This window comes from Streptomyces sp. NPDC048383 (assembly GCF_040651775.1).
Classification (GTDB): Bacteria; Actinomycetota; Actinomycetes; order Streptomycetales; family Streptomycetaceae; genus Streptomyces.
Map to the genome: position 1 here is coordinate 77,357 of NZ_JBEZKS010000022.1, position 19,786 is coordinate 97,142.

Consider the following 19,786-nt stretch of genomic DNA (forward strand, 5'->3'; position numbering starts at 1 on the left):
TCTTCTCCCCATGACGCGATCACCCCGCCGCTCCCCCGTCTCCCCGCTGCTCTGCGCCGTCCTGCCGGCCGCCGCGCCGTCGGGGGCTGCGCCGCGCCGGGCGGGCTCGGCGAGGACGAAAGGGCACGGCCGAGCGCGGCCGGGGCACCGGGCTCGGGCTGACCGTCGCCTTCGGGCAGGCCCGGGTAATCGGCGCCCCAGGTGACCCTGGCCAGTCCGGCCCCGTCGGGGGCGGCGGCGACGGTGACCTTGCCGTCGGCGTGAGCCGGCGGGCCCGCCCTCGGCGGTGGCGGCGGTGGCGGCGGCGGCGGTGCGGGGGCCGGTTCACCCGGACGGGGTGGGGGGACACGGATGCCGTCGAACCGGCTCTGACGTGCACGGATGCCGGTTCGGCGGGCGGAGTTCCGGTGATCTGACGGGGGCTCAGCAGGCGGCCGGCGGATCCGGCGGTTTACCTCAGGACACGACCCCGTGTCCTCAGGAGCCCCCATGCGCCGCAGCACCGCCCACGTGCTCACCGCCACCGCGCTGACCGCCGTCGCCTTCGCCGGTCCGGTCGCCGGAGCGGTCGCCGCCGCGGACCTCGGCATGACCGCCTTCGCCCCCGGGGACTTCGCCGTGCTGGAGGTCTGGCCGAAGTCGGCCCCGGCGGGCACCACCGTCACCGTGAACACCACGGCCTGCGGCAAGGGCAGCCACGCCGAGGGCGATGCGAGCACCGTCGGCGGCGGGCGGTTCAAACTCGCCCCGGGCACGCACAAGGAGGTCGTCGTGGGTCAGTTCCAGGTCGCCCACGGCACCCGGTCCGGCACCTACGGCATCGGGGTGACCTGCGCGAACGGCAAGTTCGCGACCGGTGACCTGGCCATCACCGAACGCGGCCCGCAGGGCCACGTGCGGACCGGGGTGGGTGGTGGGACGACCACCACCTACGACCCCGCCAAGATCGCGGCGGGGGTGGCCGCGCTGGCCGCCGCCGCCGTCGGCGGTACCTGGCTCCTGCGTCGCCGGGCGAGCGGCACGCGGAGCTGACGGACGCCCACCGCGGCTCCGGCCGCGGTCCGACCGGTACCGTCCCCGTCGCCCGCCCCCGCGAGGTCCCCCCCGTTCGCGGGGCCGGGCGACGGCCAGTCACAGGAACGGCGAGACGAGGGGGCAGCCATGGGAACCTCCGGGCGGACCTCCGGGCGGGGAGGGCTCGTCGCCCTCGTCGCCTGCGTCGGCGTATGGCTCGTGAGCAGCGGTTCCGGCGAGACGGTCGGGCCCCCGCTGCCCTCCCCCGGTGAGGCGCTGAGCGCGCAGGCCGCGTACCCGGGGAGCATCGACCCGCTGCCCGGATCCCCGCCGCGACGGATCCGGATCCCCTCGATCCGGGTGGACGCGCCGCTGACCGGCCTGGGCCTGGACCGCGCCGGCAGCCTCGACGTGCCCCCGCCGAACCGCGTCAACCTCGCCGGCTGGTACCGGGAGGGGACCACCCCGGGGGCCACCGGGACCGCCGTCGTGGCGGGTCACGTGGACCACGCGCGCGGCCCGGCCGTCTTCTACCACTTGGGCGCGGTGCGCCGGGGAGCGTCGATCGAGGTCGTCCGCGAGGACGGACGCACCGCCGTGTTCACCGTGCACGCCGTCGAGGTCCACGACGCCGACGCGTTCCCCGACCAGCGGGTGTACGGGCCGGCCCCGCGCGCGGAGCTGCGCGTGATCACCTGCGGCGGCGGCTTCTCGCCGCGGACCGGATACCAGGGCAACGTCGTCGTCTTCGCCCACCTGACGGGGACGTACTGATCCGCCGGGCGGCTATCCCCACTGTTCGAAGCCGAGTTTGACGACGAGCGCGCCCACGACCGTCAGCAGCACGCCGCGGACGAAGCCGCTGCCCTTCTTGAGGGCCATGCGGGCGCCGATCATGCCGCCGGCGAGGTTGAAGACCGCCATCAGGGCGGCCAGTTGCCACAGCACCATGCCCTGGTGGGCGAACATCGCGAGCGCGCCGGCGTTCGTGCAGGTGTTGACGATCTTCGCGGTGGCGGAGGCGGTGACCAGGTCGAGGTGGAGCAGGGCGGTGAGGGCCAGCACCAGGAAGGTGCCGGTGCCCGGCCCGATGAGGCCGTCGTAGAAACCGATGCCGAGGCCCGCGAGGGCGATGGTCAGCAGGACCCGACCGCGTGTGACCGGCGCGGCGGACGGCGCCGCGCCGAACCCGGGCTTGAAGATCACCACCGCGGCGACCACCACCAGCACGACCATGATCAGCGGACGCAGCGCGTCCTTGCTGATGCCGCCCGCGAGCGTGGCCCCGCCCATCGACCCGGCGAGCGCGGCCAGACCGATCCGGACGGCGGTCCGCACGTCCACCGGGGCCTTGCGGGCGTAGGTGACGGCGGCGCCGGCCGTGCCGACGATCGCCACCGCCTTGTTGGTCCCGAGCACGGTCGCGGGGTGGGCGTGGGGCAGGCCGAGCAGCAGGGCGGGCAGCAGGAGCAGTCCGCCGCCTCCCACCACGGCGTCGATCCAGCCGGCCGCCGCGGCGGCCACGCACAGCACGATGATCATCGTCGTCGATATGTCAGGCACCTGCCGACCCTATGGAGCGGTTCGGTGCAGCGGCCATCAATCCCCGGAAACTTGCGCAAAGGTTGAGCTTTGCCTGGCCGGCACCCGGTCCGGGGCCACCGGAGCCGCCGGTTCCACCACGGCCGTCAGCACGGTCGCGATCAGCGCCCCGGCCAGCCCGAGCCCCGCCGCCAGCCGACGCGGCGCCGGTACGCGGGCCGCCGCGCCCAGTCCGAGCCGTACGGGGGACTCCCGGCGCGGCTTGCGGTGCCGAGCCCCGGACGGGGCCGCGGGGGCGGTCGCGGGCGGCGGCAGGGTGACGTGCAGGGGGTGACGCATGGGCGCGGTGACCTCTCGACGGGACGTTCGGGAGCGGGGAGCGGGGAGCGGGCTGGGGATCCCGAGCTCCGGATTCCCGGGTTCCGTGCTCCGGGATTCATGTGGTGTCAGAAGCTGAAGCACTCGCTGTGCACGCGCTCCGCCGGGACCCCGGCCCGCAGCAGGGCGGCCAGGGTCGCCTCCGTCATCCCGGGCGGCCCGCACAGGTAGACGTCGTGCTCCGCGAGGTCCGGCACCAGCGCGGTCAGCGCCTGCGGGGCGAGCGGGTCGTACGCGGCTCCCGACGGCCCGAGCAGGTAGTGCAGCCCCGCCCCCCGTTCGGCGGCTATGGCCTCCAGCTCGGCCCGCAGCACGAGGTGTTCCTCGGCGCCGGCCCGGTAGAGCAGGGTGATCTCCCCCGGCCCGCCGGGCAGGGTCTCGAACAGGGCCCGCATCGGGGTGATCCCGACCCCGCCGGCGATCAGCAGCACCTTGGTCCGGGTCCGCCGGGCGGCGGTGAGCGCCCCGAACGGCCCGGTGGCCAGGACACGGGTGCCCGGGCGCAGCCGGCGGATCCGGCGGGAGTGGCCGCCGAGCGCCTTGACGGTGATCCGCAGCCGGCCCCCGTCGACGGGGGCGGAGAGGGAGAACGGCAGGGCGGTGTACCAGAGCCGCCGCTGGAGGAACCGCCAGCGCAGGAACTGTCCCGGCTCGGCGCGCAGTTCGGCGAGGTGCTGCCCGTACACGACGACGGAGACCACCCCGGGCCCCTCCACCCGCACCTCGGCGACCCGCAGCGCGTGCCGCAGGGCCTGGCGTACGGGGACCACGATCCGGTACCAGACCAGCAGGACGGCCACGACCGCGTGGGCGAGCGCCCAGAACCAGGCGACGGCCGCGAGGTCGGGCCCGGCGAGCTGGTGGACGAAGCCCAGGGCGACGGCGAGGTGCACGAGCAGGTGGACCCCGCGCCAGGTTTCGTGGGGGATCCGGCGGCGTACGGCGCGGGCCGAGGTCACGCCGACTGCGGCCAGCAGGACGGTGCCGGCCGCGGCGGCGGCGAGCGCGGGGTAGCCGAGCAGTTCCCGGCCGGCGGAGAGCACGTCGACGCCCTCGTGCACGGCGTATCCCAGCAGGGCGAACAGGCCGTGGCCGAAGCACAGCAGGAGGACGTACCGACCGCCTAGGGCGTGCCAACGGGCGAGCCGGTCCGCGCCGACGCCGTGCTCGACGGCGGGCACCCGGGCCATCAGGAACAGCATGACGAGCACCCCGTACCCGGCGAGGAGGCCGGTCAGGTGCGCGGCGGTCGCGAAGAGCGCGTCGAGCCGGGCCGAGGGGCGCACCTGGGCCGCCCAGAGCAGGGTCACCAGCCCCGCTCCGCCCAGCATCCCGCCCTTGACCCGCACCGCCGCATCTCGCATGCCGCTCACGCTAGGCGGCTCCCGGGGCCCGTCCGGACGCCCGGGGTGATCCTTAAGGCGGCCTTGAGGGGCGCCTCACCGGCCCTTAATCCCGGCGCTGAGGTCGGCGTTCCGTACGGGTAACAGGGGCGGTGCCGAGGGGAAACAGCGGCCGCGCACGCTCGTGCCATGACCTCGGAGCAGCGTGCGGTGGTGTCGGCCGGCGGGCCGCCGGCTCGGCGCGGGCACGGCCCCCGCGACCACCGCGCACGCCGGGGCACCGCTTCGACCCGGTCGCCCTCGGCGAACCCGGCGACGACGTGGTCCGCCCCGCCGACGCCGGCCGCCGGCCCTACCGGAAGGTCGTCGTCCGCCGCCCGACCCGTTCCACCCGCTCACCGACGACGGAGGCCACTGACATGACCGAGCCCTTGCCCGCAATCGTGCTCATCGGGCACGGCATGGTCGGCCAGCGCTACCTGGAGGCGCTCGCCGAACGCGGCGCCACCGCCACGCACCGCGTCACCGTGCTGTGCGAGGAGCCCCGGCCCGCGTACGACCGCGTGCACCTGACCTCGTACTTCTCCGGTTCCACCCCCGAGGACCTCTCGCTGACCCCGGCCGGTTTCCTCCGCGACCACGGCATCGACCTGCACCTCGACGACCCCGCCGAGCGCATCGACCGCGACGCCCGCACGGTGACCTCCCGCTCCGGGCGGGTGTTCCCGTACGACGTGCTCGTCCTGGCGACCGGCAGCTACCCGTTCGTGCCGCCCGTGCCCGGCAAGGACGCCCCCGGCTGCTTCGTCTACCGCACCATCGAGGACCTCCTCGCGATCGAGGAGTACGCGAGGACCCGGACCAGCGGCGCGGTCGTCGGCGGCGGTCTGCTCGGCCTGGAGGCCGCAGGCGCCCTGAAGGGGCTGGGGCTGGCCACCCGCGTCGTGGAGTTCGCGCCCCGCCTGATGCCCGTGCAGGTCGACGAGGGCGGCGGCGCCGCGCTGCTGCGCACCATCGAGTCGATGGGCCTGACCGTGCACACCGGGGTCGGCACCCAGGAGGTGCTCACCGGCGAGGACGGCGCCGTCAGCGGGATGCGGCTCTCCGACGGCTCGACCGTCGACACCGATCTGGTCGTCTTCTCGGCCGGCGTCCGCCCGCGCGACCAGCTCGCCCGCGACGCCCTCCTCGACGTCGGCGAGCGCGGCGGCGTCGCCGTCGACTCCCGCTGCCGCACCTCCGACCCGCGCGTCTACGCCATCGGCGAGTGCGCGCTGGCGAGCGACGGCCGGGTCTACGGCCTGGTCGCCCCCGGGTACGAGATGGCGGAGACGGCCGCCGAGGACCTGCTGGGCCGCGAGAAGGAGTTCACCGGCGCCGACCTGTCCACGAAGCTCAAGCTGCTCGGCGTGGACGTGGCCTCCTTCGGCGACGCCCACGGCGCCGCCCCCGGCAGCCTCGACGTCGTCTGGTCCGACTCCCGCTCCGGCGTCTACCGGAAGCTGGTCGTCTCCCCCGACGGGGTGCTGCTCGGCGGGGTCCTGGTCGGCGACGCCGACGCGTACGGTCTGCTGCGCCCCCTCACCGGCACCGTCCCGCCCGTCTCCCCCGAGCAGCTGGTGCTGCCCGCGGGGCTCGGTCCCGCCGCCCAGCTCGGCCCGTCGGCGCTCCCCGACGACGCGGTGATCTGCTCCTGCCACAACGTCACCAAGAAGGCCATCAGCGCCTGCGTCGACCTGCCCGAGGTCAAGAAGTGCACCAAGGCGGGCACCGGCTGCGGCAGTTGCGTCAAGGTGATCGGGCAACTGCTGCCGGCCGCCGCCGACCAGGGGCTGTGCGGCTGCTTCCCGTACACCCGGGCGGAGCTCTACGAGATCGTCCGGACCCGCCGGTTGGCCTCGTACGAGGAGATCCTCGACGGCCACGGCCGACCGGAGGCGCGCGGCGGCGACGGCTGCGAGGTCTGCAAGCCCACCGTCGGTTCGATCATCGCCTCGCTCGCCCCCTCCCTCGGGGCCAGCGGTTACGTCCTGGACGGCGAGCAGGCCGCCCTCCAGGACACCAACGACCACTTCCTCGCGAACCTCCAGCGCAACGGCTCGTACTCGGTCGTCCCGCGCATCCCCGGCGGCGAGATCACCCCCGACAAGCTCATCGTGATCGGCGAGGTGGCCCGCGACTTCGGCCTCTACACGAAGATCACCGGCGGGCAGCGCATCGACCTGTTCGGCGCGAGCGTCGACCAGCTGCCGCGCATCTGGGCCCGCCTCGTCGACGCCGGATTCGAATCCGGGCACGCCTACGGGAAGGCCCTGCGGACGGTGAAGTCCTGCGTGGGGCAGACCTGGTGCCGCTACGGGGTCCAGGACAGCGTACGGATGGCCATCGACCTGGAGCTGCGCTACCGGGGCCTGCGCGCCCCGCACAAGCTGAAGTCGGCGGTGTCGGGCTGCGCCCGCGAGTGCGCGGAGGCGCAGAGCAAGGACTTCGGGGTCATCGCGACGGCGAGCGGCTGGAACCTCTGGGTCGGCGGCAACGGCGGGGCCACCCCGCGCCACGCCGACCTCCTCGCGCAGGACCTGTCGGACGCCGAACTGGTCCGGCTGATCGACCGGTTCCTGATGTTCTACATCCGCACCGCCGACCGGCTGGAGCGCACCTCCACCTGGCTGGACCGGCTGGAGGGCGGCCTGTCCCACCTGCGGGACGTGATCGTGCACGACTCGCTCGGCCTGTGCGCCGAACTGGAGTCGCTGATGGCCGAGCACGTGGCGCACTACCGGGACGAATGGGCCGAGACCCTTCAGGACCCGGAGCGGCTGGGCCGGTTCGTGTCGTTCGTCAACGCGCCCGGGGCTCCGGACCCGACCGTGAGGTTCGTCGCCGAACGCGACCAGGTCAAGCCCGACCTGGCCGTGCTGACCATAGGAGGAGCCGTCCGATGACCGTGGAACTACGGGTTGCCGAAGGCTGGTTGACGGTGTGCGAGCTGTCCTCGCTCGTTCCCGGCCGGGGGGTCGCCGCGCTGCTCCCCGACGGGAGCCAGGCCGCGGTGTTCCTGGACCGCTCGGGGCGGCCGTACGCCATCGGCAACCAGGACCCCTTCACCGGCGCGCACGTGCTCTCGCGCGGGCTGGTCGGTCGCGCGGCGGGCCGGCCCTTCGTGGCCTCGCCGCTGCTCAAGCAGCGCTTCGACCTGGAGTCGGGGCGCTGCCTGGACGACGAGGGGGTGACGGTCCGGACCTACCCGGTGCGGACCGCCGCTACCTCGTGAGCCCCCGTCCCCGGCGGTCGGGGGTCAGCCCTGGACGGCGGCCGGGTCCATCCACATGATCTCCCAGGTGTGGCCGTCCAGGTCGTCGAAGGCCCGCCCGTACATGAAGCCGTGGTCCTGGGCCGGCCGGGGCTCGGTGCCACCGGCCGCCACGGCGGCGTCGACGAGCTCGTCGACCGCGGCGCGGCTCTCGGCGCTCAGACACAGCAGCACCTCGGAGGTACGGGTGGCGTCGGCGATCTCCTTGTGGGTGAAGTCCTTGTAGCGGGCCTCGGTCAGCAGCATGGCGACGATCGTGTCGCTGATCACCACGGAGGTGCAGTTCTCGTCGGAGAACTGGGCGTTGAAGGAGTACCCGAGCTTGCTCCAGAAGCCCTTGGCGGCGTCCAGGTCCTTGACCGGCAGATTGACGAAGATCATGGTGGCGGACATCTCGGTCCCTCTTCTCTCGTGTGCGGCGCTGCGCCGTTCCGTGCTGTTCGAGGGGTAGACGGGGGCCGCCGCTGAAACTCATCGCTGTCCGGCAAAGTTTTTTCGACAACCCGGCCAGCACGAGGAAATCGCAGGTCAGCGCGGCGGACCAGGTCATGCTCGGGTCGGGTGCCGGGCGCCGCCCCGCCGCCCCGCGCGCGGCGCCCCAGGGGCACCACCCGGGCCCCCGTCGGCCGTCCACGCGTCCTCCGGGCAACGCCCGGGTGTACGGAAGTCGCCGCCGAAGGATTGACCCCGAGCCGGTCGCTCGTGCGTCATGAGGAATTGACGTCACGTCAACTCGACGCCTCTAGGTTCCTCGACGCATGCGACCTCGCGCCCGACCGGACGCGGGGCCTTCCCTCCCACAGGAGTGACCGTGGAACGTCGTACCTTCCTGCGCGGTGCTGTCATCGGCTCGTCCGCCGCCGCCTTCGGGGGCACGTTGATGCGGGGAGCCGCCTACGCGGCCCCCGCCCAGCCCGGCGCCGGCCCCTACGGGGGCCTCGGCGCGGCCGACGCGAACGGCATCATGCTGCCCGCCGGGTTCACCAGCCGGGTCATCGCCCGCTCCGGCCAGACCGTCCCCGGCACCTCGTACACCTGGCACAGCGCCCCCGACGGCGGCGCCTGCTACCCCGACGGCTCCGGTTGGATCTACGTCTCCAACTCGGAGATCAACCCCTCCGGCGGCGCGAGCGCGGTCCGCTTCAACTCGTCCGGCACCGTCACCGGCGCCTACCGGATCCTCTCCAACACCCGGCAGAACTGTGCGGGCGGCAAGACCCCCTGGAACACCTGGCTCTCGTGCGAGGAGGTCGACCGCGGCTTCGTCTACGAGGCCGACCCGTACGGCGTCAACGCGTCGGTGCAGCGCCCCGCGATGGGCCGCTTCAAGCACGAGGCCGCGGCGGCGGACCCGGTGCGCAAGGTGATCTACCTGACCGAGGACGAGACGAGCGGCTGCTTCTACCGCTTCATCCCCACCACCTGGGGCAACCTGTCCTCCGGCACCCTCCAGGTCCTCAAGGCCGGCACGGCCTCCTCGGGCTCCTTCACCTGGGCCAACGTGCCCGACCCGGACGGCTCGCCGACGGTCACCCGCAGCCAGGTCTCGGGGTCGAAGAAGTTCAACGGCGGCGAGGGCTGCCACTACGCCAACGACACCGTCTGGTTCACCACGAAGGGGGACAACCGCGTCTGGCAGCTCAACCTCGCCACCAGCACCTACGAGCTGGCCTACGACGACTCCCTGGTCCCCGGCGGCGCGGCCCCGCTGACCGGCGTCGACAACGTGACCGGGTCCTCGTACGGGGACCTGTACGTCGCCGAGGACGGCAGCAACCTGGAGATCTGCGTGATCACCCCCGACGACGTGGTGGCCCCGTTCCTGCGCGTCACCGGCCAGTCCTCCTCGGAGATCACCGGACCGGCGTTCTCCCCCGCCGGCAACCGGCTGTACTTCAGCAGCCAGCGCGGCACGACGGGCAGCTCCTCCGGCGGCATCACCTACGAGGTGACCGGCCCGTTCCGCACCTGACGCCCCTGACGCCCTCCGCGCGGCCCCGGCGACCCCGGGGCCGCTCGGAGGCGTACGGGAGCGCCCGCGGGCCCTCACGAGACGACGGCGCCGCCCTTGAGCAGGGCCGCGCCGAGCGGCGTCACCGTGTGCAGGACGGCGTTGCCGTGGCGCAGGGTGGTGACCAGGCCCGCCTCGCGCATCACGCAGGCGTGTTGGCTCGCCGAGGCCAGGGAGACCCCCGCCCGGCGGGCGAGCTCGCTGGTGGTGGCCCCGTCCCCGATGGCCCGCAGGACCACCGAGCGGGTGTGCCCGACCAGCTTGCCCAGGGTGCGCTGGCGCAGCTCCTCCGGCCGCCCGGACTCGCCGCCGGCCGACGCGGAGGCCAGCTGCGCGGCGGCCGGGTAGACCAGCACCGGCGGCAGCTCCGGATCGTGCAGGGTCACCGCGGTGCGCCGGCAGAAGAACGACGGCTGGAGCAGCAGCCCGCGCCCCCGCAGCCGTACGTCCCGGTCCACGGGGTACTCGCATTCCAGGACGGGCGCCCGCCAGCGCAGCATCGGCGGCAGCGAGGCGAGCAGTTCGTCCGCGCCGCCGTCGAGCAGGGCCCGGCCGCGCGCGGCCCGTTCGGCCTCTATCTGCGCCTGTATGTGCGTCCAGTACGGCTCCACGGCCGCCCGGTGGTACCCGCGCAGTTCGCCCAGCAGCCGGGGCATGTGTTTGGTGCCGCCGTCCATGAACTCCCGCAGCCGGTTGGGCGTCGGAGTTCCGAAGGCAGCACCGAAGCCCGTTCCGGCGCCCGCGCCGACGAGCGACAGCTCGCGCCGCAGCCGTTCGGGACGCAGCCCGCGCAGCGCGTCGAGGGCGACGTCCCAGCCGTACTGCCCCTCGGTGGGGGTCAGGAAATCCGGGAAATAGCCGCGCGCCGGTATCAAGGCACCGAGCAGCCTTGTTTCACTATTCAACCGGCTCCGGGTTTCCGTACGCCATTCGCCGAACAGCCGGGCGTCGCGCCGGTCTCTTAAGCGGTGAAAACTAAGAATCGTTTCCCACAACGCATCGGGACGCCCTGCCATCCTTACGCGTGCCAGGTCCACTCCAGTGAAATGGATACGAAGCACCGAACCCCCAGCTGTGCAACCGCAATCCCCCCGCCCCATGAGTATGCATGCCGTCACACGTGGTCACCACGCCCTTTCGGCCACAGTTGAAACCCCTTTCGGCAGGGGCGTCACAAGCGAAATCCTGTAGTCCGCCGGGCACACTCCGGTGCGACCGAAACGCTCCGTGAAGGCCGTGGGGGGCTTTGCGGGGCCTGGCGGTCGGTCGCACAGGGAAGCGCCGACGTGCCTGGCGGATAGGCGTCAGGCGGTGGACGGGTGGGGATCCGTCCACCGCCTGACGCCGTAAAACTTTGTTGAATGCTTTGCGGAACGGGACCTTCGAAAAGACGTGGACGCCCGCCCCGGGCAGTCAGGGAACCCGGGGCGGGCGTGGTCGAGGAGCCGGTGACGCTCTCCGGTCAGCGGCTGTCGGAGCCCTTCGACTCGGCGGCCGCGCGGCCCGCCTCCAGGCGCGCCACCGGGATCCGGAAGGGCGAGCAGGAGACGTAGTCGAGGCCGACCTCGTGGAAGAAGTGCACCGACTCGGGGTCGCCACCGTGCTCGCCGCAGATGCCGAGCTTGAGGTCGGGGCGGGTGGCCCGACCGGCCTGGACCGCGCTGCGCACGAGGGCGCCGACGCCGTCCTTGTCGATGGTCTCGAAGGGCGAGACCCCGAAGATGCCCTTCTCCAGGTACGCGGTGAAGAAGCTGGCCTCGACGTCGTCGCGGGAGAAGCCCCACACCGTCTGGGTCAGGTCGTTCGTGCCGAAGGAGAAGAACTGCGCGGCTTCGGCGATCTGGCCGGCGGTCAGCGCGGCGCGCGGCAGCTCGATCATCGTGCCGATGCTCAGCTTGAGGTTGGTGCCGGTGGCGGCCTCGACCTCGGCGATGACCTGGTCGGCCTCGTCGCGGACGATCTCCAGCTCCTGGACGGTGCCGACGAGCGGAACCATGATCTCGGCGCGCGGGTCGCCCTTGGCGTTCTTGCGCTCGGCCGCGGCCTCGGCGATCGCCCGGACCTGCATCTTGAACAGACCCGGGATGACCAGGCCCAGACGGACGCCGCGCAGACCCAGCATCGGGTTCTGCTCGTGCAGCTTGTGCACGGCCTGGAGCAGGCGCAGGTCGTTCTCGTTGGCGTCCTTGCGGGACTCGGCGAGGGCGACGCGGACCGACAGCTCGGTGATGTCGGGCAGGAACTCGTGCAGCGGCGGGTCCAGCAGGCGCACGGTGACGGGCAGTCCGTCCATCGCCTCGAACAGCTCGACGAAGTCCTTCTTCTGCAGCGGCAGCAGGGCGCCGAGCGCCTCTTCGCGCTCCCCGTCGGTGTCCGCGAGGATCAGTCGCTCCACCAGTTCGCGGCGCTCGCCGAGGAACATGTGCTCCGTGCGGCACAGGCCGATGCCCTGGGCGCCGAAGCGACGGGCGCGCAGCGCGTCCTCGGCGTTGTCGGCGTTGGCGCGCACCCGCAGACGCCGGACGCGGTCCGCGTACGCCATGATCCGGTGCACGGCGGCGACGAGTTCGTCGGCGTCGTCTGCGCCGGCGTGCATGCGGCCCTCGAAGTACTCGACGACCGGGGACGGTACGACGGGTACCTCACCGAGGTAGACCTTGCCGGTGGAGCCGTCGATGGAGACGACGTCGCCCTCTTCGATGACGGTCTCGCCGACCGTCATGCGGCGGCGCTTGGTGTCGACGTCGAGTTCCTCGGCGCCGCATACGCAGGTCTTGCCCATGCCGCGGGCGACGACGGCCGCGTGCGAGGTCTTGCCGCCGCGCGAGGTCAGGATGCCCTGGGAGGCGATCATGCCGTCCAGGTCGTCGGGGTTGGTCTCGCGGCGGATCAGGATGACCTTCTCGCCGGAGCGCGACCACTTGACGGCCGTGTACGAGTCGAAGACGGCCTTGCCGACCGCCGCGCCCGGGGAGGCGGCGATGCCGCGGCCCAGCAGGGTGGTCGAGGCGGTGTCGTCGAAGCGCGGGAACATCAGCTGCGCGAGCTGGTGGCCGTTGACGCGCTGGAGGGCCTCGGCCTCGTCGATCAGGCCCTGGTCCACGAGCTGCGTGGCGATGCGGAAGGCGGCGCCGGCGGTGCGCTTGCCGACCCGGGTCTGGAGCATCCACAGCTGACCGCGCTCGATGGTGAACTCGATGTCGCACAGGTCCTTGTAGTGCGTCTCCAGCGTCTCCATGATCGTCATGAGCTGGTCGTACGAGACCTTGTCGATCGACTCCAGGTCCGCGAGCGGCACGGTGTTGCGGATGCCCGCGACGACGTCCTCGCCCTGGGCGTTCTGCAGGTAGTCGCCGTAGACGCCCTGGTGGCCGCTGGCGGGGTCGCGGGTGAAGGCGACGCCGGTGCCGGAGTCGGGGCCCAGGTTGCCGAACACCATGGAGCAGATGTTGACGGCGGTGCCCAGGTCGCCCGGGATGCGCTCCTGGCGGCGGTAGAGCTTGGCGCGGTCGGTGTTCCAGGAGTTGAAGACGGCCTCGACGGCGAGGTCCATCTGCGCGCGGGCCTCCTGCGGGAACTCGCGGCCGGCCTCCTTCGCGACGATCTTCTTGAAGTGCTTGACCAGCTTCTTGAGGTCGGCGGCGTCGAGGTCGGTGTCGACGGTGACCTTCTTGGCGGCCTTGGCCTCTTCGAGGGCGTCCTCGAACAGCTCGCCCTCGACGCCCAGGACGGTCTTGCCGAACATCTGGATGAGGCGGCGGTAGGAGTCCCACGCGAAGCGCTCGTCACCGGACTGCGCGGCGAGACCGACGACGGACTCGTCGGAGAGGCCGATGTTGAGGACCGTGTCCATCATGCCGGGCATCGAGAACTTGGCGCCGGAACGCACGGAGACCAGCAGCGGGTCGTCCGACTGGCCGAGCTTCTTGCCCATCCGCGCCTCAAGGGCGGCAAGGTGTGCGCTGACCTCGTCGCGCAGCTCGGCCGGGGCCTCGCCGCTTTCGAGGTAGACCTTGCAGGCCTCGGTGGTGATGGTGAAGCCGGGAGGGACGGGGAGACCCAGGTTGGTCATCTCGGCGAGGTTGGCTCCCTTGCCGCCGAGAAGGTCCTTGAGGTCCCGGTTTCCCTCGGTGAAGTCGTAGACGAACTTCTGATCTTTGTTTTCCGACACGGGTCTCGACTCCTCGAGGACTCGGGTGGCTGCCCTGACGGCCAGGAACATACCCAGATCGAAGGCTTATGGGTACGTCCACTTGGTCGTCATACGGCTGTAACCACCCGTGCGCCAGCAGATCGAAAGTAACTCACGGGTAATCGGAAGGCACGAACAGCGTTCACCTCCCGAAGACGAAGGGGCCCATAAAGGCCCACTGACGCTCGGATGAGCGATCATCGATACATTTGCGTTCAAGTCTTGAACACTCAAAGGGTGGCACCCAGTGCCACCCTTTGAAAGTCTTACCCGTGACCTTTCTGCTCATCTGAGCAAAACCTCGCCCCTGCGTGGCGTATATCACGCGCCACGGAGGGCGATTTGTCAGCCTCCGGAAGTGTCCAGCTCCGCGTCCTCGCTCACACCCGCGCAGTCATAGGGATCCTTCAACCAGCCCTCAGGCAGGACAACTCGGTTGTTTCCGGACGTCCGGCCCCGCGGGCCGTCCGCGCTCTCGGGCCACGACTGATCCAAATCCAGCTCGCTCAGATGAGCGTCTAGTTCGGCCAGGGAGGACGTGACCGCCAGCTTCTGGCGCATCTCGGATCCGACGGCGAAGCCCTTCAGGTACCAGGCCACGTGCTTACGGAAGTCGATCACCCCGCGCGCCTCGTCACCGATCCACTCCCCCAGCAGTTCGGCATGCCGGAGCATGGTGGCCGCGACCTCGCGCAGGTTCGGCTTGTGGAAGTCCTCGGGGCGGCCCTCGAAGGCCGCGACCAGGTCGTTGAACAGCCACGGCCGGCCCAGGCAACCGCGCCCGACCACGACGCCGTCGCAGCCGGTCTCGCGGACCATGCGCAGCGCGTCCTCGGCGCACCAGATGTCGCCGTTGCCGAGGACCGGGATCTCCGGCACGTGCTCCTTGAGGCGCGCGATGGCCTCCCAGTCGGCGGTGCCGCCGTAGTGCTGGGCGGTCGTCCGCCCGTGCAGGGCTATGGCGGTGACGCCCTCCTCGACGGCGATCCGGCCCGCGTCGAGGTAGGTGAGGTGCTCGTCGTTGATGCCCTTGCGCATCTTCATGGTGACCGGCAGGTCGCCGGCGCCCGCGACGGCCTCGCGCAGGATCGCGCGCAGCAGGTTCCGCTTGTACGGGAGGGCCGAGCCGCCGCCCTTGCGGGTGACCTTGGGGACGGGGCAGCCGAAGTTCAGGTCGATGTGGTCCGCGCGGTCCTCGTCGACGATCATCCGGACGGCCTTGCCGACGGTCGCCGGGTCCACGCCGTACAGCTGGATCGAGCGGGGCTTCTCGGTCTCGTCGAAGTGGATCAGCTGCATGGTCTTGTCGTTGCGCTCGACCAGGGCGCGGGTCGTGATCATCTCGCTCACGAACAGCCCCTTGCCGCCGGAGAACTCGCGGCAGAGCGTGCGGAAGGGGGCATTGGTGATCCCGGCCATCGGCGCGAGCACCACCGGGGGCTGCACGGTGTGCGGGCCGATCGCGAGGGGCGGGGGAAGCGTGGTCATCCGCCCATTGTCCCGCATGCCGGGGCGCGGGTGCGGACGTACGATCGGCCCCATGATCGAGCCGAGTCACCGGCAACGCACGCTCATCCTGGCGATCTGCTGCATCAGCCTGCTCATCGTCAGCCTCGACAACACCGTCCTGAACGTGGCGCTCCCCTCGATGCGCGAGGACCTGGGTGCCTCGGTCGCGGGCATGCAGTGGACCATCGACGCCTACACCCTGGTCATGGCCTCGCTGCTGATGCTCGCGGGCTCCACCGCCGACCGGATCGGCCGGCGCAAGGTGTTCGTCACCGGTCTGATCCTCTTCACCCTGGGCTCCCTGCTGTGCTCGCTCGCCCCCGGGCTGGGCTGGCTCATCACCTTCCGCATGGTGCAGGCCGTGGGCGCGGCGATGCTCAACCCCGTCGCCATCTCGATCATCACCAACACCTTCACCGATCCGGCCGAACGGGCCCGGGCCATCGGCATCTGGGGGGCGGTGGCCGGTCTCTCCATGGCGGCGGGTCCCGTGATCGGCGGCGTCCTGGTGGACACCGTCGGGTGGCGGTCCATCTTCTGGGTGAACCTGCCGATCGGGCTGGTGGCCCTCTGGCTGACCCTGCGGCACGTCCCCGACTCCCGGGCCGCGCACGCGCGCCGGCCCGACCCGGTGGGGCAGCTGCTGATCATGGGGCTGCTGGGCTCCTTGACGTACGGGATCATCGAGGCCCCGGCCGCCGGTATCGGCTCCCCGCTGATCCTGAGCTGCGCCGTGATCGCCGTCGCCTCGTTGGTGGGGCTGCTGCTGTACGAGCCCCGGCGCGAGGAACCCCTGATCGACCTGCGGTTCTTCCGCAGCGCCCCGTTCAGCGGGGCGACGGTGTGCGCCGTCAGCGCCTTCGCCGCGCTGTCCGGGTTCCTCTTCCTGAACACCCTGTACCTCCAGGACGTACGGGGGCTCAGCGCCCTGCACGCCGGGCTGTACATGGTGCCGATGGCCGGGCTGACCCTGCTGTTCGCACCCCTGTCGGGGCGGCTGACCGGCAGTCGGGGGCCCCGGCTGCCGCTGCTGATCGCGGGCGGGGCGATGGGGTCGAGCGGGCTGCTGTTCGCGGCCTTCTCGGCGGAGACCTCCACGCCCCTGATGTTCGTCGGGTTCATGCTCTTCGGCCTCGGCTTCGGCATGGTCAACGCCCCGATCACCAATACGGCCGTGTCCGGGATGCCGCGCGCCCAGGCCGGGGTGGCGGCCGCCGTGGCCGCCACCAGCCGGCAGACCGGCGGGACGCTGGGGGTCGCCGTGATCGGCGCCGTGCTGGCCGCCGGGACGGCGGGTGGCGGCGAGTTCACCGCGGCGGCGAAGCCCGCCTACTGGATCATCACCGTCTGCGGACTGCTCGTCCTGCTGGTCGGCGCCGCCACCAACGGCCGCTGGGCCCGCGGGACGGCCCTGCGCACCGCGGCGGCCCTGGAACCGGGTCCGCCCGGGCAGGGCTCGGCCCCGGTCGGGGCGCCGCGGTAGCTCCCGCACTCCCCTTCCCGCTGCGGCGCGGACGCCCCGTCGCACTGACGAGTGACAGATATTGAAATCTGTCACTCGTCATGTCATTCTCGTTCCATGACCACGAACCAGAACACCCCGAGCACCTCCCACGGCCCCCGCACGCTCGGCGCGACCGGTCCGACCGTCTTCCCGCTTGGTCTGGGCTGCATGGGCATGTCCGCCCTGTACGGCGAGGCCGACCGCGGCGAGTCCATCGCCACCCTCCACGCCTTCCTCGACGCCGTCCCCGAGGGCACGAACGCCCTCCTGGACACCGGCGACTTCTACGGGATGGGCCACAACGAACTGCTGATCGCCGAGGCCCTGCGCACCGCTCCGGCGGCGGCCCGCGAGCGGGCCCTGACCAGCGTGAAGTTCGGCGCCCTGCGGACGGTCGAAGGCGGTTTCGCCGGGTACGACGGCCGGCCGGACGCCGTCCGCAACTTCCTGGCCTACTCGCTCCAGCGGCTCGGCCGGGACCACATCGACGTCTACCGGATCGCCCGCGTGGACCCGGACGTACCGATCGAGGAGACGGTCGGGGCCATCGCCGAGGCCGTCCAGGCCGGACACGTCCGGCACATCGGCCTGTCCGAGGTCGGCGCGGACACCTTGCGCCGGGCCGCGGCCGTCGCCCCCATATCGGACCTCCAGATCGAGTACTCCCTGATCTCGCGGAACATCGAGACGGAGATCCTGCCGACCGCCCGCGAGCTCGGCATCGGCGTCACGGCGTACGGGGTGCTGTCCCGCGGCCTGATCAGCGGGCACTTCTCGCGGGAGCGGGAACTGGCCCCCGGCGACTTCCGGGGCATGAGCCCCCGCTTCCAGGGCGACAACCTCGACCGCAACCTCGCCCTGGTCGAAGCGCTGCGCAAGGTCGCCGAGGAGAAGGACGTGAGCGTCGCCCGGATAGCCATCGCCTGGGTGCTCGCGCGCGGCGAGGACATCGTGCCGCTGGTGGGCGCACGGCGCCGGGACCGGCTCGCCGAGGCACTCGGTGCCATGCGGGTGGAGCTGACCGCGGCGGACCTGGCGGCCGTCGAGGAGGCCGTACCGGCCGGAGCGGCGGCCGGCGACCGCTACCCGGCGGCGCAGATGGCCCACCTCGACAGCGAGCACTGACGCGGCTGTACGGTCGTACTCATGCCCCCCGCTGCTGCCGAGCCCCTGACCCCCGAGCGCATCCTCGAAACCACCGAGGAGGTGCTGCGTCGCTTCGGCCCGACCAAGGCGACCGTGGTGGACGTGGCGCGCGCCCTGGGTGTCAGCCACGGCAGCGTGTACCGGCACTTCCCCTCGAAGGCGGCGCTGCGCGAGGCGGTCACCGACCGGTGGCTGGCCAAGAGCGTGGTGATGCTGGAGAAGATCGCCTCGGCTCCGGCCGAGCCCGCCCCGTCCAAGCTGGAAGCGTGGCTGGAGGCCCTCTTCGAGGCCAAACGCCACAAGGCCGGTGACGACCCTGAACTGTTCGCCACCTACACGGTGCTGCTCGCCGAGAACAGCGGCACGGTCGACGCCCACCTCACCGAGCTGATCGACCAGCTGGCCGCGATCATCGCCGAGGGCGTCGAAGCCGGGACCCTGTCCGCACCCGATGTCCAGGGCGCCGCCCGCGCGGTCTTCCACGCCACCGGGCGGTTCCACGACCCGCAGTACGCGGCGGACTGGCTCTCGCCGTCGATCCTCACGGAGTTCGAGGCGGTCACCGCCCTCGTGATCCGGGGCCTGCGCGCCTGAATCCGGGCCGGGGCTGCGTGCTGCTGCGGTGTGCTGTTTCCGGGCTGCGGGCTCCCGGCCGGGGTTCCGGGCTGCGGGCTCCCGGCCGGGGTTCCGGGCTGCGGGCTCCCGGCCGGGGTTCCGGCCGCGGGTTGCGGCACCCGACTCCCGCCCCGGGTCGCGGACACGGGTTCCGCGCCTTCCGATCCCCTACCCACTCCCGCGCACCCCTGTGGCCGCGGTCGCCCCGCTCCCCCGTGCACCCCTGTGTCCGCGTCACCGCGTCACCGCGTCGCCCCCGGGCCGTTCGCCGCGATGTCCGGAATTCGATGGTCCGGGTGTCTTGACGATCTTTTTGGGCACTCGATGGCTTGCCCATGCCATCTTGCTGCCTACGGTCCCCTGTACCGCACGCACAAGGCACCCCAGGGGGAAGCATGTCCACCCAGGTCGCTCGACCCGACGCACCCGCCCGATCGGGCGTCGCCACCGCACTCGGCTGGCTCCTGACCATCGCGCTCAACGTGGTCGCGCCGATCCTCACCTACAACTTCCTGACCGGCAGCCGGGGCTGGGAGGAGTTCCCGGCCCTCCTGCTGAGCGGTGCGTGGCCCGTCCTCGACACCGTGATCCACGTGATCTGGCGCCGCAAGGTCGACGAGTTCGCCGTGGTCACCATGGTGTTCCTGGTCATCACCGCCGTGGTGGGCCTCGTCGGAGACCATTCGGCCCGGACCCTGCTCGTCAAGGACTCCGTCGTGACGGGGCTGTTCGGCGTGCTCTGCCTGGCCACGCTGCTGGCCAAGCGCCCGCTGATGTTCTACTTCGGCCGCAAGTTCGCCACCGACGGCACCGCCAGGAGCACCGCCTGGTGGAACGGCCTGTGGCAGTACGAGGGCTTCCGCACCACGATGCGCCGCATGACCCTGGTCTGGGGCGTGGCGTACGTGATCGAGGCGCTGGTGCGCGTCGTCCTCTCGTACAGCGTGAACACCAAGACCATGGTGGTCGTCAGCCCGATCATGGTCTACGGCGTGCTGGCCGCCCTCGGTGTCTGGACCGCTCTCTACGGCAAGCGCTCCCAGGCCGAGGGTGAGCGTCGCGAGGCCGAGGCCAAGGCGCGGGCCGAGGCCGAGGCCGAAGCCGCGCCCGCGGGCGCTCCCCGAGCCGCGCCCGAGGCCCGGAGCGAGCCGGCAGAGGCCGGGCGCGGCGGGGGGTCCGCGTAGGACGCGGGGAGGAACGACGGTGGCCCGGTGCGCGA

At 72.1% G+C, this 19,786-nt stretch carries 16 protein-coding genes and 1 pseudogene; 10 read left to right on the plus strand and 7 right to left on the minus strand.

Features of this window, described 5'->3' with window-relative positions:
• Positions 1-107 precede the first annotated feature (107 nt).
• The 3 genes and pseudogenes from AB0D46_RS17680 to AB0D46_RS17690 form a co-directional block, all read left to right on the plus strand.
• Positions 108-264, plus strand: a pseudogene (locus tag AB0D46_RS17680) (two-component sensor histidine kinase); the annotation flags it as partial.
• A gap of 225 nt (positions 265-489) precedes the next feature.
• Positions 490-1,032 carry a hypothetical protein gene (locus tag AB0D46_RS17685; protein ID WP_362878309.1) on the plus strand — a complete coding sequence of 181 codons (543 nt, stop codon included), beginning with the start codon at positions 490-492 and terminating at the stop codon, positions 1,030-1,032.
• 129 nt (positions 1,033-1,161) lie between these two features.
• Positions 1,162-1,788 (plus strand): class F sortase, encoded by a 627-nt coding sequence (locus AB0D46_RS17690; protein WP_362878311.1) that lies wholly within the window; start codon positions 1,162-1,164, stop codon positions 1,786-1,788.
• A gap of 12 nt (positions 1,789-1,800) precedes the next feature.
• Here the strand turns inward: AB0D46_RS17690 and AB0D46_RS17695 are convergent, their stop codons facing one another.
• From AB0D46_RS17695 to AB0D46_RS17705, 3 genes are all read right to left on the minus strand, one after another.
• Positions 1,801-2,577: a TSUP family transporter gene (locus AB0D46_RS17695; protein WP_362878312.1), complete on the minus strand. Its 777-nt coding sequence runs from the start codon at positions 2,575-2,577 to the stop codon at positions 1,801-1,803.
• 36 nt (positions 2,578-2,613) lie between these two features.
• Complete coding sequence (locus AB0D46_RS17700) at positions 2,614-2,895, minus strand: hypothetical protein (protein WP_362878314.1); 282 nt, start codon at positions 2,893-2,895, stop codon at positions 2,614-2,616.
• A gap of 107 nt (positions 2,896-3,002) precedes the next feature.
• The gene (locus AB0D46_RS17705; RefSeq protein ID WP_362878315.1) at positions 3,003-4,298 is read right to left on the minus strand and encodes a ferredoxin reductase family protein; all 1,296 of its coding nucleotides are present in this window, start codon (positions 4,296-4,298) and stop codon (positions 3,003-3,005) included.
• Positions 4,299-4,696: 398 nt separating this feature from the next.
• On the opposite strand from AB0D46_RS17705, the gene nirB reads away from it, so the two are divergent.
• Positions 4,697-7,222: a nitrite reductase large subunit NirB gene (gene nirB / locus AB0D46_RS17710; RefSeq protein ID WP_362878317.1), complete on the plus strand. Its 2,526-nt coding sequence runs from the start codon at positions 4,697-4,699 to the stop codon at positions 7,220-7,222.
• Complete coding sequence (gene nirD, locus AB0D46_RS17715; protein ID WP_362878319.1) at positions 7,219-7,551, plus strand: nitrite reductase small subunit NirD; 333 nt, start codon at positions 7,219-7,221, stop codon at positions 7,549-7,551. The genes nirB and nirD overlap by 4 nt, the downstream gene beginning before the upstream one ends.
• Positions 7,552-7,575: 24 nt before the next feature.
• On the opposite strand, the gene AB0D46_RS17720 is transcribed toward nirD, so the two are convergent.
• The gene (locus AB0D46_RS17720) at positions 7,576-7,983 is read right to left on the minus strand and encodes a VOC family protein (protein WP_362878320.1); all 408 of its coding nucleotides are present in this window, start codon (positions 7,981-7,983) and stop codon (positions 7,576-7,578) included.
• Between the two features lie 418 nt (positions 7,984-8,401).
• On the opposite strand from AB0D46_RS17720, the gene AB0D46_RS17725 reads away from it, so the two are divergent.
• Entirely contained in the window at positions 8,402-9,562 is a 1,161-nt protein-coding gene (locus AB0D46_RS17725) for an alkaline phosphatase PhoX (protein ID WP_362878322.1), read from the plus strand.
• Positions 9,563-9,636: 74 nt separating this feature from the next.
• Here AB0D46_RS17725 and AB0D46_RS17730 read toward each other — a convergent pair whose 3' ends face one another.
• The 3 genes from AB0D46_RS17730 to dusB all read right to left on the minus strand — a co-directional run bounded on the left by AB0D46_RS17730 (position 9,637) and on the right by dusB (position 15,299).
• Positions 9,637-10,662 carry a winged helix-turn-helix domain-containing protein gene (locus AB0D46_RS17730; RefSeq protein ID WP_362878323.1) on the minus strand — a complete coding sequence of 342 codons (1,026 nt, stop codon included), beginning with the start codon at positions 10,660-10,662 and terminating at the stop codon, positions 9,637-9,639.
• A gap of 401 nt (positions 10,663-11,063) precedes the next feature.
• Complete coding sequence (ppdK, locus tag AB0D46_RS17735; RefSeq protein WP_362878325.1) at positions 11,064-13,772, minus strand: pyruvate, phosphate dikinase; 2,709 nt, start codon at positions 13,770-13,772, stop codon at positions 11,064-11,066.
• A gap of 366 nt (positions 13,773-14,138) precedes the next feature.
• Positions 14,139-15,299 carry a tRNA dihydrouridine synthase DusB gene (dusB, locus tag AB0D46_RS17740; protein WP_362878327.1) on the minus strand — a complete coding sequence of 387 codons (1,161 nt, stop codon included), beginning with the start codon at positions 15,297-15,299 and terminating at the stop codon, positions 14,139-14,141.
• A 34-nt stretch (positions 15,300-15,333) separates the two neighbouring features.
• Here dusB and AB0D46_RS17745 point away from each other — a divergent pair, with 34 nt between their 5' ends.
• The 4 genes from AB0D46_RS17745 (at position 15,334) to AB0D46_RS17760 (ending at position 19,751) form a co-directional block, all read left to right on the plus strand.
• Entirely contained in the window at positions 15,334-16,785 is a 1,452-nt protein-coding gene (locus AB0D46_RS17745) for an MFS transporter (RefSeq protein WP_362878329.1), read from the plus strand.
• A 96-nt stretch (positions 16,786-16,881) separates the two neighbouring features.
• Complete coding sequence (locus AB0D46_RS17750; RefSeq protein ID WP_362878331.1) at positions 16,882-17,931, plus strand: aldo/keto reductase; 1,050 nt, start codon at positions 16,882-16,884, stop codon at positions 17,929-17,931.
• A gap of 21 nt (positions 17,932-17,952) precedes the next feature.
• Positions 17,953-18,546: a TetR family transcriptional regulator gene (locus AB0D46_RS17755; RefSeq protein WP_362878333.1), complete on the plus strand. Its 594-nt coding sequence runs from the start codon at positions 17,953-17,955 to the stop codon at positions 18,544-18,546.
• Positions 18,547-18,962: 416 nt separating this feature from the next.
• The gene (locus AB0D46_RS17760) at positions 18,963-19,751 is read left to right on the plus strand and encodes a VC0807 family protein (protein WP_362878335.1); all 789 of its coding nucleotides are present in this window, start codon (positions 18,963-18,965) and stop codon (positions 19,749-19,751) included.
• Positions 19,752-19,786: the final 35 nt, after the last annotated feature.